Genomic DNA, 15,344 nt, shown 5'->3' on the forward strand with positions numbered 1-15,344 from the left:
TTCCTCCCGCTCACCGGGTGGCCTGGGCGACGAGCCCGGCGACGACGTCCACGGTGCTCTCGTCCACGAAGGCCGGGCCCGTCTGCACCGGCCGGCCGCCCCCGACGGTGTTGAGATTGGAGCGATAGAGCTTCAGCATCACCACCGGCAGGTAGCCCTGTTCGTACTGCTGCTGGTCCACCGCGAACAGCAGGGCGCCGGCCTGAATCGCCGCCACCACATCGTCATTGAGGTCGAAGGTGGCCACCACCGCGCCCGAGCGCGACTCCCGGACCGCGTCCACCGCGCGAGCGGCGATCTGCGAGTTCAGGGTCAGGACCGCGTCGATGGCGGAATCGGCTTCGAGCGCGCCCTTGATACGGGACTGCACGTCGGTCGGATTGCCGATGTCGACCTGCAGCGTGACCGCGGTCCCGAAACCCTGGGTCGCGCCCGCGCACCGATCGTTGGCGCCGATATTGCCCGCCTCGTGAATCACGCACAGCAGCTTGCGTTTTCCGGCGTCGGCCAGGCGCTTGCCCGCCGCCTCGCCGGCGAGCTTCTCGCTCTGCCCGACGTGGCCGATGGCGCCGTACTCCGCGCTCACCGACTCCCCGGAATTGATGGTCACCACCGGGATGCCGGCGGCGACCGCCCGGCCGACCGCGGTGCGCAGCGCGTCCGGATTGGCGAGCGAGACCACCAGCCCGTCCACTCCCCGGGCGACGGCGTTGTCGATGAGCTTGGCCTGCTGGCCCGGATCACCCGCGGAGTTGTACTCCACGCGCACGCCGAGGTCCGCGCCCGCGGCCTCGGCGCCGTTCTTGACCACGTTCCAGAACGCGTCGCCGGGACTGCCGTGGGTGATCACGGCGACCGAGTTCAACTGCCCGACGGCCTCGGGCGCGCGGGCCGGGCCCGCCTGATCGGCGCTGGGCCCGGCGCAGGCGGCCAGCAGGGCGGCCACCGCGAGCCAGGGCGACAGCCGGCCGAACCGCGAGCGGGTCGATCGAGACCTCATAGTCGTCACCTGTCCACTAAATCCGGGAGGCGGCGAGATCCGAGCCTATTTCGACCAGGTGTCGCAGACTTCGTCCGGCATCGTCGGTCGGGAGGGCCGCGGAGGCGCCGGGCGCGAGGACGGTGTCCTGTTCGATGACGTACCAGCCGCGGTAGCCGCCGGCGTGCACCGCGCGCACCAGGGCGGCGATGTCGATGTCGCCGTCGCCCAGCGGGACGTACAGGCCCGCGCGGACCGCGGCGCTGTAGTCGGTCAGGCCGGAGCGGACCTGCTCGGCCAGGCTGCGCCGGACGTCCTTGAGGTGGATGTGGCCGATCCGCCCGGGGTGGCGGCGGGCCAGGTCGACCGGGTCGGCGCCGCCGATGGTGAGGTGCCCGGTATCGAGGCACAGGTCGAGGTCGGTGTCGGCGATCAACCGCGCAACCTCGGCGGCGGTTTCGACGTGGGTGCCGATGTGCGGGTGCACGGTCGTGCGCAGGCCGTGGCCGGCGGCGATGTCGGCCACGGCCTCGGCGGTGTCGGCGAGCGTGCGCCACTGCTGATCGGTGAGCGGGGTGCGGGCGTCGTAGCCGTCGTCCCCGGTGGCGGCGGCCAGCACGAGCACCTCCGCGCCGGCGGCGGCGAAGAGCGCGGCGGTGGTGCGCGCGGTGGCCAGGGCAGCGCCGGTATCGCGATGCAGCGGCAGGGCCAGGAAGCCGCCGACGGGGGTGATGCCGTGCGCGGCGAGGGTGGTGCGCAGGGCGTGCGGATCGGCGGGAAGGTAGCCGGGCGGGCCGAATTCGGTGGCGGTGATCCCGAGTCCGACCATGGCCGTCAGCACGGTGGCGGGGTCCAGGACGTGTCCCCAGCCGGGGACCTCGCACACGCCCCAGGAGATGGGGGCGGCGGCGATGCGCAGTGGATGGAGCGTTTCGGTCATCGGCGTACCCCAGACCTGTCGTAGCCATCGGATGGGCGCGCCCGCTGTTGGAGCGCTCCAACAATGTAACTCCGATCACAGGGGTGTCAAGGGGGCGGGCCGCGCCGAAAAGTGGTCTGCCAGCTGATGAATTCAGCACCCGGAACGTCGCCGGACACGCGCGGTGCGACCGGTCCAGCCGAATTAGAGCGCTCTATTGCCGGTGCCGTAACCGGGAGGTAGCGTGTGGCAGCATGACGCGACCGACCATGGAGGACGTGGCCGCCCGGGCCGGGGTCTCCCGGGCGCTGGTGTCGCTGGTCATGCGCGATTCGCCCAAGGTCAGCGAACATCGCCGGCGCGCGGTGCGGCAGGCGGCGGCGGAGCTCGGGTACGAGCCGCACTTCCTGGCCCGCCAATTGGCCAGTCGCACATCGAATCTGGTCGGCGTGGTGGTGTCGGATCTGCGCAACGCGTTCTTCGCCGACGTCGTCGAGGGGATGGACGAGGCGGCGCGGGAAGCCGGCCTCGAGTTGATACTCAACACCGGGCGCCGCAGCGCGGATCGGGAGCGCACGGCGCTGACGGGACTGCTGCAGTTCCAGCCCGGCGGGATCATCCTGCTGTCCCCGGTCCTGCCCGCGGCCTCGATTCGGGAAGCGGCGCAACGCTGCCCGCTGGTGCTGGTCTCGCGCGGATCCACCATTCCCGAGGTGGACACCGTCAACGACGACGGTGAGGCGGGCGCGGCCCTGGCGGTGGATCACCTTGCGGCACTGGGCCATCGGCGGATCGTGCACCTGGACGGCGGCGCCGCGTTCGCCGCCGGCCCGCGGCGCCGGGGCTACAACGCCGCCATGGCGCGGCACGGGCTCGAGCCGGTGGTGATCGGCAGCGAGCACACCGACGAGGCCGGAGCGGCCGCTGTGCGCGCGCTGCTGGCCACCTTCTCTCCCGGCGGATTTCCCACCGCACTGGTGTGCGGCAACGACTTCAACGCCGTCGGTGCCATGTCCGCGCTCGCGGAGGCGGGTTTGCGGGTGCCCGAGGACGTCTCGGTCATCGGCTACGACAACACCTCCTTCGCCGCGCTGCGCAGTATCGCGCTGACCACCATCGACCAGCCGCGTATCCGCATCGGGCGGCTCGCGGTGAACGCGCTGACCGAGCGGCTGCGCGCGGGCCGCACCGAACCGGCGCGCCTGCGCCTGGAACCCACCCTGGTCGTCCGCTCGACGACGGCCGCACCCCGGGATTAACCGATCGATGCCGAAGGAGCTCCCATGCCCCCCATCCGAATTGGTCTCGCGGGCACCGGTCGCATCGGTGCGGTGCACGCCGAGACGCTGACCACCCTGCCGGGCGTGGACACGGTCATCGTCGCCGACGCGGACGCCGGGCGCGCCCGCAGCACCGCCGACAAACTCGACGTGGATTTCGCCGCCGATATCGAGGCGCTGCTGAACGCGAATCTCACCGGCCTGGTCATCACCACCGCCACCGATTCGCACCCGGAACTGATCACCGCCGCGGTGGATCGCGGGATACCCGTCTTCTGCGAAAAGCCCATCGCCGCAGACATTCTCGGCACCCTCGCGGTCATCGACCGGGTCGCCGATTCCCCCGTCCCGGTCCAGATCGGATTCCAGCGCCGTTTCGACGCGGGCTATCGCGCCGCCCGCGCGGCGGTCGCCTCCGGCGATCTGGGCTGGGTGCACACCCTGCGCGCCACCACACTGGACCCGGCCCCGCCGCCCGCGGACTACATTCCGCGCTCCGGCGGCGTGTTCCGGGACTGCGGCGTCCACGATTTCGACATCATCCGCTGGGTGACCGGCCGCGAGGTCACCGAGGTCTACGCCACCGGTGCCAATCGCGGCGACCAATTCTTCACCGCCGCAGACGATGTCGACACCGCCGCGGTCATCCTGCGCCTGGACGACGGCGCCCTGGCCACGGTCTCGCTCACCCGCTACAACGGCGCGGGCTACGACGTCCGCCTGGAAGTGCTGGGCTCTCGAGGCAATGCGATCGTCGGGCTGGACGAACGCTCACCCCTGCACTCGGTCGAACCCGACTACCCGCCCTCCACCCTGCCCGCCTATCCGGGCTTCCTCGACCGCTTCCACCCCGCCTACACCGAGGAACTGGCCACCTTCGTCGGCGTGGCCACCGGCCGGCTGGACAACCCCTGCCCGCCCACCGAGGCCCTGGAAGCCTTCTACATCGCCGAAGCCTGCGAACTCTCGCGCCACACCGGCCGGCCCGTCCCCCTCGCCCGGGTTCGCCGCTGATCGCGGCTCGGCGTCCGCGCATCCGACTGAACCGCTGATGTTTCAATCGTGATGAGTCGCGAACGGCGGCCGGGCGGGGTGCACAGCATGATGGGGTCATGGCCGAGCAGGTGAGTGCATGCGCAAGTTGTTGATCATGATCGTGCTGTTGGCGGTCGGGCTGGGGATCGCGGACCGGGTGTCGGTGTCGATGGCGCAGAACGAGATCGGGCGCAAGATCGAAACCGAGTACACCCTGGCCGCGCGGCCCGATGTCGAGATCACGGGGTTCCCGTTCCTGACGCAGGCCGCCGACGGCCGGTATCAGGAGGTCGACATCCGGGTGGGCGATTGGACCGAGCGCGACGTCACCGTGCACGACCTCTCGGTGCGGTTGAGCGACGTCTCCGCACCGCTGCTTGACCTGATCTCCAATCAGACCTCGAGCTTCGTGGCCGGGACCGCGACGGCGCGGGCGATCGTGGACTACGACAGCGTGCGACGGTACGCGCCCGAAGGGGTGGAGACGATCTCCTACTCTCCGGAGGGTTTACGGGTCACCGGCATCTTCTCGGTGGAGGGGATTCCGGTGCCCGCGACCGTGTTCGTGACGGTCACGCCGATACCCGACGGCATCGAGATCACACCGGTCTCGGTGCAGCCCGCGGCCGGCGGGCCCGCGATTCCGCTGGCCCTGATCTCCGCGCCGCTCACGTTCACGGTTCCGCTGGAGGAACTGCCCTTCGGCGCGCGGCTCACGGCGATCGAGCCGCGGCCCGACGGACTGCACCTGACCGCCGAGGCCCGCGAGATCCGTTTCGCCGCGCTGTAAGTGGGTCAGCCGAGCAGCAGCCCGACGGCCAGGGTCGTCATCACCAGGGCGATCACGCTGTCCAGGATCCGCCAGGCGCGCGGCTTCGCGAACAGCGGTGCGAGCAGCCGGGCCCCGAAGCCCAGCGACAGGAACCAGATGACGCTGGCGGTGATCGCGCCCGCCGCCAGGAACCAGCGGTCGGGGGTCGCGTAGGTGCTGGCGAAGGAACCGAGCAGGACCATGGTGTCCAGGTACGCGTGCGGGTTGAGCCAGGTGACCGCGAGACAGGTCGCGATCGCCGCGCCCAGGGCGATGGGCGCGCCGCCGGGCGTGGCGAGGGTGGTCGCGGTGCACGCGCGCCGGGCCGCGAGCAGGGCGTAGCCGAGCAGGAAGGCCGCGCCCGCGTACTTGGCGATGGTCAGCAGCTGGGGCACCGCGTTGACCACCGTGCCGAACCCCGCGACGCCGATGGTCATGAGGGCGACATCGGAGAGCGCGCAGATGGCCACCACCGGCAGGACGTGCTCGCGCCGGATCCCCTGGCGTAACACGAACGCGTTTTGCGCGCCGATCGCCACGATGAGGGAGAGTCCGAAGCCGAGTCCTGAAAGGCCCGCCAGGGCCGCCGATGATGCGTTCACTCGTTTGAAGCTAGGCGCGCGTCCAGCACCAGGCCAGCTAATTGTTCTGAACGTTGATTAGAGTTCCTTAATATGGATCTCCAGCTCGATCAGCTGCGCGCCCTGGACGCGGTCATCAGCGAGGGCACGTTCGAGGCCGCCGCGCGCCGGCTCACCGTCACCCCCTCGGCCGTCAGCCAGCGCATCAAGGCGCTCGAGGACGCGGCCGGGCGCATCCTGGTACAGCGCACGAAACCGGTGCGGCCCACCGAATCCGGGCTCGCCGTGCTGCGTCTGGCCAAACAGGTGCAGCTGCTCACCAGCGACACCGCCCGCGAACTCGGCGACGACGTGCAGCCCGCCGCCAAACCGGTCAACATCCCCATCGCGGTCAACGCCGATTCGCTGCAGAGCTGGGTCATGGCCGCGCTCGGCGCGGCCGCGCACGGGGTGACTTTCGAAATCCACCGCGAGGACGAGGAGCACACCACCCGCCTGCTGCGCGACGGCACCGTCATGGCCGCGATCACCTCCACCGCCGCGCCCGTGCAGGGCTGTACGGTGCGCCGCCTGGGCGCGATGCGGTACCGGCCCCTGGCGAGCCCCGAGTTCGCCCGCACCTGGTTTCCGGACGGCGCGACCGCGGCGGCCTTCCAGTCCGCGCCCGTCGTGCTGTTCGACCGCAAGGACGATCTGCAGTTCCGGCTGGTGCGGCGCTACACCCGGCGGCCGCTGGACACGCCCCGGCACTACATCCCCTCCTCCGCCGCGTTCGCCGACGCCGTCCGGCTGGGTCTGGGCTGGGGCATGATCCCCGATCTCCAGCTGCGCCCCGGCGACGATCTCGTTCCGATCGACCCGGCCGTGCACATCGACGTCCCGCTGTACTGGCAGCAATGGCGACTGGACTCCCCCGCGCTGGGTATGGTCGCTACCACCATCGCCGAGGCCGCGGCCGCGGCTCTGCTCTGAAATCCCCACCGCGTCTATCCCCACCGCGTCCCCCACCAGCAAACCGAGCGTCCCAGTCTCCGCAAACCCGGCGCACTGACCGGTCTCCGGTCGCCCACCGCCCGGTGCGGGTGCGATAGTCGTTGGGATTGTTCTCGAATCGAGGAAGGCCCTACGTGTCCCAAGTTGTGCGCGGCGTGATCGCACGCTCGAAGAACGCCCCCGTCGAGGTCACCGAGATCGTCATCCCCGATCCCGGTCCCGGCGAAGCCGTGGTCAAGGTCCAGGCCTGCGGGGTGTGCCACACCGACCTGCACTACCGCCAGGGCGGCATCAACGACGAGTTCCCCTTCCTGCTCGGGCACGAGGCCGCCGGCATCGTGGAATCGGTCGGCGAGGGCGTGACCGATGTGGAGCCCGGCGATTTCGTCATCCTGAACTGGCGGGCCGTGTGCGGTACCTGTCGCGCGTGCCGTAAGGGCAAGCCGTGGTACTGCTTCTCGACTTTCAATGCGACACAGCCCATGACGCTGACCGACGGCACCCCGCTGACCCCGGCGCTGGGCATCGGCGCGTTCGCCGAGAAGACCCTCGTGCACGCCGGGCAGTGCACCAAGGTCGATCCGACCGCCTCGCCGGTGGCGGCGGGCCTGCTGGGCTGCGGCGTGATGGCCGGGCTCGGCGCGGCCATCAACACCGGAAACGTCTCGCGCGGTGACAGTGTCGCGGTGATCGGCTGCGGCGGCGTGGGCAATGCCGCCGTCGCGGGCGCCAAGCTGGCCGGCGCCACCACCGTCATCGCCGTCGACATCGACGAGCGGAAGCTGGAGTGGGCCACCGGCTTCGGAGCCACCCACACCGTGAACGCGTCCAAGGACGATGCGGTGGAACGGATTCAGGAGCTCACCGGCGGGTTCGGCGCGGACGTGGTGATCGACGCGGTCGGCCGCCCGGAGACCTGGAAGCAGGCCTTCTACGGCCGCGACCTGGCGGGCACCGTGGTGCTCGTCGGCGTCCCGACCCCGGACATGAAGCTCGAGATGCCGCTCATCGACTTCTTCTCGCGCGGCGGCGCGCTGAAGTCCTCCTGGTACGGCGACTGCCTGCCCTCGCGCGACTTCCCGTACCTGATCGAGCTCTACAAGCAGGGCCGCTTCGATCTGGACGCCTTTGTCACCGAGACCATTTCGCTCGACGACGTCGAAGCCTCCTTCACCAAGATGCATCACGGTGAGGTACTGCGTTCGGTGGTGGTGCTGTAGTGGCGCACATCGACCACACGACCACCTCGGGCACCTTCAGCCTGGACGGGGAGACCTTCGACGTCGAGAACAACGTCTGGGTGGTCGGCGACGATCTCGAATGCGTCGTGATCGACGCCCCGCACGATGTCGACGCCATTCTGGACGTGATCGGCACGCGCACGGTGAAGGCCATCCTGGCCACGCACGCGCACGACGACCACATTCGGGTCGCACCCGAGCTGTCGAAGGCGACGGGCGCGCCGGTTCTGCTGCACCCGGACGATCTGGTGGTGTGGCGGCTCACCCACCCGGAGATCGATCCCGACGGCGAGCTGGCGGACGGACAGAACATCGCGGTGGGCGGCACTGCCCTGCAGGTGCTGCACACGCCGGGCCACGCCCCGGGCGCGGTCTGCTTCCACTCCCCCGATCTGGGGGCGGTGTTCACCGGCGACACCCTGTTCCAGGGTGGGCCGGGCGCGACCGGCCGCTCCTACTCGGACTACGGGGTCATCGTCGGCTCGATCGCCGAGCGGCTGTTGACCCTGCCCCCGGAAACGCTGGTGCACACCGGCCACGGCGGCTCCACCACCATCGGCGCGGAGGCCCCGCAGTTGGACGAGTGGCGCCGGCTGGTGAAGTAGGTTCCGCCGGAACGTGACTCAGCGGCAGCCGGTCAGGGTCGCCTCGGTCAGTTCGGAGATCACATCGGAAAGCTCGCCGCGCGCCCGGAACGCGGCGAGCTGACGATGGGCGCCGTTGCCGCGCTCGAGCAGCGCGGTGACGGTGTCGGTGACGAAGCTCAGATCGCCCAGGTCCTCGAGGGCGGGTTCGACGAGCTCGACCAGATCCGCGAGCAGATCGCGAAACGGAACCGCCCGGCCGTCAACGGGATTGATGGCCGGGCCGTCCATGCCCTCGTGCGCGGCCTTCCAATAGGCCCCGCGACGTGCACGTGCGCGCCGCACAGGCCCTGTTCCTGCGCCAGCCTGCCGAAGCGGGCGGCGATGCGGTGGTAGCGCGGGGTGCAGGTGATGGTCAGCGGCTCGTCCGGCACGGTCGGCGGTACCGCGACCGCGAGCAGTACCGCGTCGTTCTTCTCCGCCGCGGCCGAGGCTCCCCGTCGCAGTTCGCGCAGTTCTCGCAACAGGTCGCGGGTACCGGTGTGGATCCGGGTGCTGGTCTCGACCTGGCACCGCATGATTTCCAATTGCAGATCGAGGCCGAAATCCGCTGCGGTACGGACGACTTCGACATTTCTGCCGATGGGCGCACCGGTGCGCGGATCCACGAGGAGAAACTCCTCTTCGACGCCGATCGTCGGCGGGGCTTCCACCTCTCCTGTGTACCTCATGCACCCCCTTTCAAACACGTGCCGGAGCGGTCTCTCCGCTGCTCAGGGGCCTGAACCGGGATACCGCATAGGGCCCGGCGATCTCGGCCGAACATCGGGCAACCGGTGTGCCCCGCGGCACAGACTCTGGACCGGTGTGGCCCGGTTCACTGAAAGTGCCGGTAGCGCAAGCACTTTGTGCCGAGACGGTCACGACTTCTTTACACCGGGGCACAGCGCCGAAATCTGCGCCCCGCACCCTGGTGAACATGAGGCAAACCGAAGTACATGCGCTGGCATGCGAAGTGTGCGGTCGCCTGCCCCACCCCCGCCGCACCCGGCTCACCCTGGCCAAGCTGAGCGTGGTCTTCCCGCTCGAACTCGTCCTGCACGCCCTCGTCTTCCACTTCGAACTGCCCTACATCGCCACGGTGGCGGTATTGACCGTCAGCATGACCATCCTGGTCATCTGGGTGGTCGAGCCCGGGGCCATGCGCTACCTGGCCCGCTGGCTGCACGGGCCGGAACTGCGGCACCGCCATCACCTCGACAGCGCCGAGCTGCTGTGGCGCATTCGGGTGCGCCTGGACAACACCCCGGGCCGGCTCGAACTGCTCACCAAACAGCTGGCCGCCCGGCACGCCAATATCCTCACCGTTCACGTCCATCACCTCGAGGACGGCGTCCTGGACGAACTGGTGGTCTCCACGCCCGCCGACGTGGATCCGCCCCGCCTGGCCGGGGCCATCGCGCGATCCGGCGGGACGACCGTCGGCATCTGGCCCGCCTCGGCGCTGACCCTGGTGGACGGGCAGACCCGGGCGCTCGGGCTGGCCGCGCGCATCGCGCACGATCCCGGGGAGCTGCCGCTGGCCATCGCGGAACTGCTGGGCGCGCAGTATCTTCCGGCCGCACCGCCGGACGAGGATACCCAACGCGCTACGGCCGGAACGCTTCTGGAGATCACACCCCCCGACAACGGCGCGGCGATGACGTTCGTCCGCGCGGAGGACCCCTTCACCCCGGCCGAGATCGCCCGCGCGCACCGGCTGACCGATCTGGCCAAGCTCTCGACACGCCAGCGCTGAAACCCCGGCGGCGCGCGGGAATCCATCTCATCATCCGGGAATCCGCCCGTCCCGGCCGACGATACGGACCAGCCAGTCTCACTTTCTGGCAGACTGCTCACAGCGCATCAGGCAACGCGCGAGGGGTTGGTCCAATGAGTGTTCGGCGCACGGGTGCACGACGGGGGAACGGGGACCCGAGCGGTAATCCGCCCACCCGCACGGCCGTTCGCTCCGCCAAGCTGGCCGCGCTTCCGCTCGCGTTCGCCGGGCGCCGGGCCGCGGGCGCGGGCAAGAAGGCGCTGGGCCGCTCGCGCGCCGAGGTGGATCGCGAGATCCGCGTGCGCACCGCCCAGCACTTCTTCGAGGTGCTCGGGGAACTCAAGGGTTTCGCCGCCAAGATCGGGCAGGTCCTCGCGGTCTACGAGTTGGCGTTGCCGCCGGAGCTGGCCGAGCCGTATCGCCTCGCCCTGAGCCGACTGCACGACGCGACCCCGGCCATGCTGCCGGGCACGGTGCACGCGGTGCTCGCCGAATCCCTGGGGCCGGACTGGCGGGCGCGATTCCGCCAATTCGACGACCGCAGAGCGGCTTCGGCGACCATCGGCCAGGTGCACCGGGCGATCTGGCACGACGGTCGCGCCGTAGCCGTGAAGGTCATGTACCCGGGCGCGCGCGAGGCGGTGCACAGCGACCTGGACCAGCTACGGCGCATGTCCGCCCTGCTCGCGGTGTTCGTGCCCAACGCCGACATTCGCGCCATGACCGAGCGGCTGGCCGAATGTATCCGCGCCGAACTGGATTTCGCGCACGAGGCCGAGAATCAGCGCGCGTTCGCGCACGCCTTCGCCGCCGATCCCGACTTCCGGGTGGCGCGCGTGGTGGCCCAGCGCGGGGACGTCATCGTCAGTGAATGGCTGGACGGCATCCCGGTGACCCGGCTGATCGAGGCGGGCGCGCAGGCAGAACGCGACCGCGTCGGCATGCTGGCGATTCGCTTCGTGCTGTCCTCGGCCGAGCGCACCGGCCTGCTGTACGGCGATCCACATCCGGGCAACTTCCGGGTGCAGCCGGACGGCCGACTGGGCGTGGTCGATTTCGGCGCGTGCACGCCGTGGCCGCCACCGCAGTTCGGCCCCATGGTGTTCGAGATCGGCGACGCCCTGCTCAACGCCGGCCCCGAGGAGTTGAGCGCCGCGATCCGCCGGCACGGGTTCGCGCGCCGGGACACCGTTTTCGACGCGTCGGCGCTCGGCGCGCAACTACACGCCTACGCCGAACTACTGCTGCGCGACACCACCCGCGTCCACCGCGAATGGCTCCGGGCACGCGTCCTGGTGGCCCTGAATCCCCGCCTGGACAACGTGAACCGCCAACTGGACCTACCCACCCGCTACGTCCCCTACAGCCGCGCACTGACGACACTGTTCGGCCTGGTGAGCCAACTGGGCACGACCGGCCCCATCCGCGACGAGGTGCTGCGCTGGTCCCCCGAGCTCACCGAGGTCATGGCCCGCCACCGCGAACGGACCGGCGCCCCGACCGACCTGGCCGCGATCCGTTTGCGGCGCACGATGTCCGGTGAATCGCGCCGGCGGGCGTAACCGGAACGCCCAGCGACGTCCTTGCCCGCCCGGAAGGCCCTGCCACCCCGGCACAGGCGACGATCCGGTTGCGACGCCGCGCCACCGGACGCGCGTACGCGGGCAATGTCCCACCGAAGACATCACGCGGCGAACGGCGCATGCCGGCCGGATAGAGAATCGCCACGGCGTCCTCGTGCGCGGTTGAAATGAGTTCCCCGCCAACCCATTTTCCTTCTTACACACTGATCAATCAGCGCTGATCAGCAGTTATGTAAGCCGCGTTTCGCACAGTACGCGGCCCCACGGCCGTAGCTCGACCACTTTCCTGCCCGATCGCGGTCATTTCCGCCCCCGCACATTCCGAGATGGTCTCAGCGGCTTTGCCGCGCAGGGCTTTCGCTCGACCGAGCAGGCGACGAGGCAGGTGAACAACTCGCTGCGCCTGCTTATACTGCGCGATGTGCGCGTGCAACGGGCACATCGGCGAGTACGCAGCGCACTGCCGTTCGACATGGACGAGGTGGCGTTCGACGAGGGATTCCCCAGCGCGCGCAGCCTCCGCCGGGCCTACCGCGACCGGTACGGGGTCACTCCGATCGAGATGCGCGAGCGGTTGTTCGAGGATCCCGCGTCCTGATCCGCCGCAGGCAGCGCCCGGTTCGCGTCGCCGGGGTGATCACACCCCGGCCCGGCTCAGGGCTCGAGCGCGAGGGTCGCCGTCACCGCGCGGTGGTCCGGGCCGTGGACCCGCACGACCTCGGCGGCGGTGACCGTCACGCCGCGGACCAGGACGTGATCCAGCCGGACCAGGGGGAAGGCGGCGGGCCAGGTGAACCTCGCGCCGGTGCCGGACTCGTCGAGGGCGTGGCGGTAGGTGGGGGCGAAGGCGCGCCAACTGCGGTCGGTGCGTGGGGTATTGAAGTCTCCGGTTACGACCACGCGGGGCGCGGGGTCGTCGGTCAGCTGGTGGGACAGGGCCCGCAGGCCGTGGTTGCGGGAGGCAGCGTCCCAGGGGCGGATCGAGGGCAGGTGCACCACGTAGACCACGAGTTCCCCGGCGGGGGTGGTGATCCGGGCGCGCAGGGCGCGATGCCAGGTCAGGCCGACGTCGGCGGGAGTGAGATCGGTGATCGGGTATCTGCTCCACAGCGCCACCGTTCCCAGTTCCCCGCGGTGGGGATAGGCGGCGTCCAGTGTCCGACGGACCGGATCGTGGTTCGCGCCCGCGAGCTCCTGGACCGCCACGAGGTCGGCGCCGGTGGCGACCAGTTCCCGGGCGGTCGCGGCCGGGGAACCGTTGGCGGCGAACAGGTTCTGCGACACGATGCAGACCGTGCTCGCCCCGGGGGTCGCGGGGGCCGGCGGCGCGGGCGCCCACCACGAGCCGAACAGCTGCGCCCAGACCAGCAGCGGGATCAGCGTCGCCACCGCGCCCGCCACGCACCGGCACAGGATCGCGGTCACGGCCAGGACGAGGACCAGGACGCCGAGCCAGGGCGCGGCCGCGGCCGCCAGCGCGCCGTACGCGCCGGGCAGCCGCTCGTGACCGAGCAGCAGACCGGTGAGAAGCGCCGCGGCACCGGCGAACACCAGCGAGCCGCGGCTCACGACGCGGGACACAGACGCCGGGGCTCGGCGTCGCCGCGCAGGCGGGCGTCCACGCAGCCGCCGGGCAGGCCCTCGTACGCTACTGTCCCGAAGTTCGCCGTGACGGTGAGCTCGTCGTCGCCGAAGACGCTGCGCTGCACCAGATTGTCGGGGGTGATCCGGCGGAAGTCCGTCATGGGTAGCGTGCCCGCGACCCGGTGCAGGGGTTCGAAATAGCGCTGCAGGCGCGCGATCTCGGGCCCGCGCTCGGTCAGGGTCGCGCCGTCCAGCACCAGATTCAGCGGGGTGTTGTGCAGTATCGCCGTGAGCGCGCGCACGGTGCGCTGTCCCGGCAGCTTATCGTACCCGAGTTCCCAGCGGTCGGTGTTGACCAGCGAATCGTGCAGGACGGTCTCGTAGAGCGGCACCCGGTACGCCGGGTCGAACATGGCCCGGACCAGATGCGGCGGCAGCTCGACGGGCCGGAAGAACATTCCGGGCGCGTGGCCGGGGAAGTATCCGCCCCAGCGCTCGCGGTCGCGCTGCAACACCCACAGCGCGTCCGAGATCGGGGTCTGCGCACCGTGATCGAACGCCAGCACCGGCGCCGCCCACGCCCCGGCCGATTCCGAGCCCAGGACCTGTCGGCGATCCTGTGCCAGCCAGCGCATGCGGGCCAGCCGATTGGCCCGGTCCTGCCCCTGGTTCATGGGGTGTTCGGGGGTGAAGTCGTCGAAGAACTCCCCCGCGGCGTCGACATCGAGGAAGTAGGTGTTCGCGCCGTCGGCCGACATCTCGGCGTAGCGGTCCCGATACAGCCGCGGATCATCCTCCAGCGCCTGGGAACTGAGATAGCAGCCGCGCCCGCCGAAGCCGGTTTCGGGTGTGCCACCGGCATCGTGGACGCAGCCCGCGGGCCAGACGCCGCCCGGCCACCGCGATCCGGGATTGTCCGCGGTCGCCGGATCCTGGGCGTTGGCGAACGAATCGTAGGGCCCGGCAAGGTATCCGGCGCGCTTCGCCGCCGCGACGGCCGCCGCGCCCATGGGTTCGCCGTCGGCGTCGTAGCCGAGCCACATGCGCCCGATGCCGAGATCGTGCATCCGCGTGACGGTCTCGGCGTCGCGGCCGTCCCCCCACAGGTAGGCGTGGAACGCCCCGAGCAGCCGTTCCACGGCCGGATTCTCGGCGATCTTGTCCCGGAGCGAACGGAATTCGCCGTGTGCGACGAGCCGCTCGCGGAAGTCGCGGGCGGCTGCGACCGGTGCACCGTCGGTGAGCGCGAAGGTGACCGTGTAGTCGCGGGTGCCCGCGCGCTCGCCGAATTCGTGTGCGGCACGGGCGAACAGACGGCCACCCTCGGAGTCGACGGTGAGGGTGCTGCCGATATCGGTGGGCACGATGTAGCTCACCCCGCGCGCGCCCAGGGTGTAGCCCCAGAACGGCATGGTCAATCCGGCGGTCAGGCTCAGCGACTCCCCGGTCACGCCGGTGTCGGCACCGTTCCAGAAGGGATCGCGCACCGGCAGGGCCAATCCCTCGCCGCGCGGGATCTGGAGTTCGGTGGCCGCGGCGTCGCCGCCGGTGACCGGCCACGCCAGGGTGCCGTCGCGATCGGACCGCACGGTCATCCGCAGGCGGCCCGCCGCGGCGTCAGCGGTGACGGTGAAGCCCCGGTCCGGGTAGCTCCAGTGCGCGGTCGCGCCCTCGATCCGCACCGCCGCGGGCGCGCCGAGCCCCTCGCCCGCGGCGGCGGCCGAGAGCTCGAGCCGATCCCCGGCGGCGACGGCGGTGACACCCAGCGTGGTGGTGTCCACCTCCGCGGTCCCGCCTCGCACGGGGATAACCACGCGATTGCCCTGAATGCTGGGCGCGGTCGATTCCGGATCACGTTCACACGCGGTGAGCAGGGTGGCGCTCACCCCGAACAGGGCGATCATCGCGAGGGTGCGGCGAGGTCTCATGGCGCTC

At 70.6% G+C, this 15,344-nt stretch carries 14 protein-coding genes and 1 pseudogene; 9 read left to right on the plus strand and 6 right to left on the minus strand.

Features of this window, described 5'->3' with window-relative positions; all coding sequences use genetic code 11:
* Positions 1 to 10: 10 nt before the first annotated feature.
* The gene (locus tag ACWDOP_RS13710; RefSeq protein ID WP_456345318.1) at positions 11 to 1,000 is read right to left on the minus strand and encodes a sugar ABC transporter substrate-binding protein; all 990 of its coding nucleotides are present in this window, start codon (positions 998 to 1,000) and stop codon (positions 11 to 13) included.
* 16 nt (positions 1,001 to 1,016) lie between these two features.
* Positions 1,017 to 1,919: a TIM barrel protein gene (locus ACWDOP_RS13715; protein WP_456345319.1), complete on the minus strand. Its 903-nt coding sequence runs from the start codon at positions 1,917 to 1,919 to the stop codon at positions 1,017 to 1,019.
* Between the two features lie 233 nt (positions 1,920 to 2,152).
* Here ACWDOP_RS13715 and ACWDOP_RS13720 point away from each other — a divergent pair, with 233 nt between their 5' ends.
* From ACWDOP_RS13720 to ACWDOP_RS13730, 3 genes are all read left to right on the plus strand, one after another.
* Positions 2,153 to 3,157 (plus strand): LacI family DNA-binding transcriptional regulator, encoded by a 1,005-nt coding sequence (locus tag ACWDOP_RS13720; RefSeq protein WP_456345320.1) that lies wholly within the window; start codon positions 2,153 to 2,155, stop codon positions 3,155 to 3,157.
* A gap of 24 nt (positions 3,158 to 3,181) precedes the next feature.
* Positions 3,182 to 4,192 (plus strand): Gfo/Idh/MocA family protein, encoded by a 1,011-nt coding sequence (locus tag ACWDOP_RS13725; protein ID WP_456345321.1) that lies wholly within the window; start codon positions 3,182 to 3,184, stop codon positions 4,190 to 4,192.
* A 118-nt stretch (positions 4,193 to 4,310) separates the two neighbouring features.
* Entirely contained in the window at positions 4,311 to 5,003 is a 693-nt protein-coding gene (locus ACWDOP_RS13730; protein ID WP_456345322.1) for an LmeA family phospholipid-binding protein, read from the plus strand.
* 5 nt (positions 5,004 to 5,008) lie between these two features.
* Here ACWDOP_RS13730 and ACWDOP_RS13735 read toward each other — a convergent pair whose 3' ends face one another.
* A complete protein-coding gene (locus ACWDOP_RS13735; RefSeq protein WP_456345323.1) occupies positions 5,009 to 5,626 on the minus strand; it encodes a LysE/ArgO family amino acid transporter in 618 nt (205 codons plus the stop codon).
* 72 nt (positions 5,627 to 5,698) lie between these two features.
* On the opposite strand from ACWDOP_RS13735, the gene ACWDOP_RS13740 reads away from it, so the two are divergent.
* The 3 genes from ACWDOP_RS13740 to ACWDOP_RS13750 all read left to right on the plus strand — a co-directional run bounded on the left by ACWDOP_RS13740 (position 5,699) and on the right by ACWDOP_RS13750 (position 8,444).
* Positions 5,699 to 6,577, plus strand: coding sequence for a LysR family transcriptional regulator ArgP (locus ACWDOP_RS13740; protein ID WP_456345324.1), 879 nt, complete (start codon positions 5,699 to 5,701; stop codon positions 6,575 to 6,577).
* Between the two features lie 155 nt (positions 6,578 to 6,732).
* Positions 6,733 to 7,818 (plus strand): S-(hydroxymethyl)mycothiol dehydrogenase, encoded by a 1,086-nt coding sequence (locus tag ACWDOP_RS13745; protein ID WP_454200307.1) that lies wholly within the window; start codon positions 6,733 to 6,735, stop codon positions 7,816 to 7,818.
* A complete protein-coding gene (locus ACWDOP_RS13750; protein WP_456345325.1) occupies positions 7,818 to 8,444 on the plus strand; it encodes an MBL fold metallo-hydrolase in 627 nt (208 codons plus the stop codon). The genes ACWDOP_RS13745 and ACWDOP_RS13750 overlap by 1 nt, the downstream gene beginning before the upstream one ends.
* A gap of 18 nt (positions 8,445 to 8,462) precedes the next feature.
* On the opposite strand, the pseudogene ACWDOP_RS13755 reads toward ACWDOP_RS13750, so the two are convergent.
* Positions 8,463 to 9,136 (minus strand): annotated as a pseudogene (locus ACWDOP_RS13755) (carboxylate-amine ligase).
* A gap of 266 nt (positions 9,137 to 9,402) precedes the next feature.
* Here ACWDOP_RS13755 and ACWDOP_RS13760 point away from each other — a divergent pair.
* The 3 genes from ACWDOP_RS13760 (at position 9,403) to ACWDOP_RS13770 (ending at position 12,423) form a co-directional block, all read left to right on the plus strand.
* Positions 9,403 to 10,221, plus strand: a complete 819-nt coding sequence (locus ACWDOP_RS13760; RefSeq protein ID WP_456345326.1) for an amino acid-binding protein — start codon at positions 9,403 to 9,405, stop codon at positions 10,219 to 10,221.
* Between the two features lie 134 nt (positions 10,222 to 10,355).
* The gene (locus ACWDOP_RS13765; protein WP_456345327.1) at positions 10,356 to 11,804 is read left to right on the plus strand and encodes an ABC1 kinase family protein; all 1,449 of its coding nucleotides are present in this window, start codon (positions 10,356 to 10,358) and stop codon (positions 11,802 to 11,804) included.
* A gap of 442 nt (positions 11,805 to 12,246) precedes the next feature.
* Positions 12,247 to 12,423 carry a helix-turn-helix domain-containing protein gene (locus ACWDOP_RS13770; RefSeq protein WP_456345328.1) on the plus strand — a complete coding sequence of 59 codons (177 nt, stop codon included), beginning with the start codon at positions 12,247 to 12,249 and terminating at the stop codon, positions 12,421 to 12,423.
* A gap of 56 nt (positions 12,424 to 12,479) precedes the next feature.
* Here ACWDOP_RS13770 and ACWDOP_RS13775 read toward each other — a convergent pair whose 3' ends face one another.
* Complete coding sequence (locus tag ACWDOP_RS13775; RefSeq protein ID WP_456345329.1) at positions 12,480 to 13,394, minus strand: endonuclease/exonuclease/phosphatase family protein; 915 nt, start codon at positions 13,392 to 13,394, stop codon at positions 12,480 to 12,482.
* Positions 13,391 to 15,337 (minus strand): glycoside hydrolase, encoded by a 1,947-nt coding sequence (locus ACWDOP_RS13780; protein WP_456345330.1) that lies wholly within the window; start codon positions 15,335 to 15,337, stop codon positions 13,391 to 13,393. Before ACWDOP_RS13780 ends, ACWDOP_RS13775 begins: the two co-directional genes overlap by 4 nt.
* Positions 15,338 to 15,344: the final 7 nt, after the last annotated feature.

Source organism: Nocardia sp. NPDC003693, assembly GCF_053981095.1.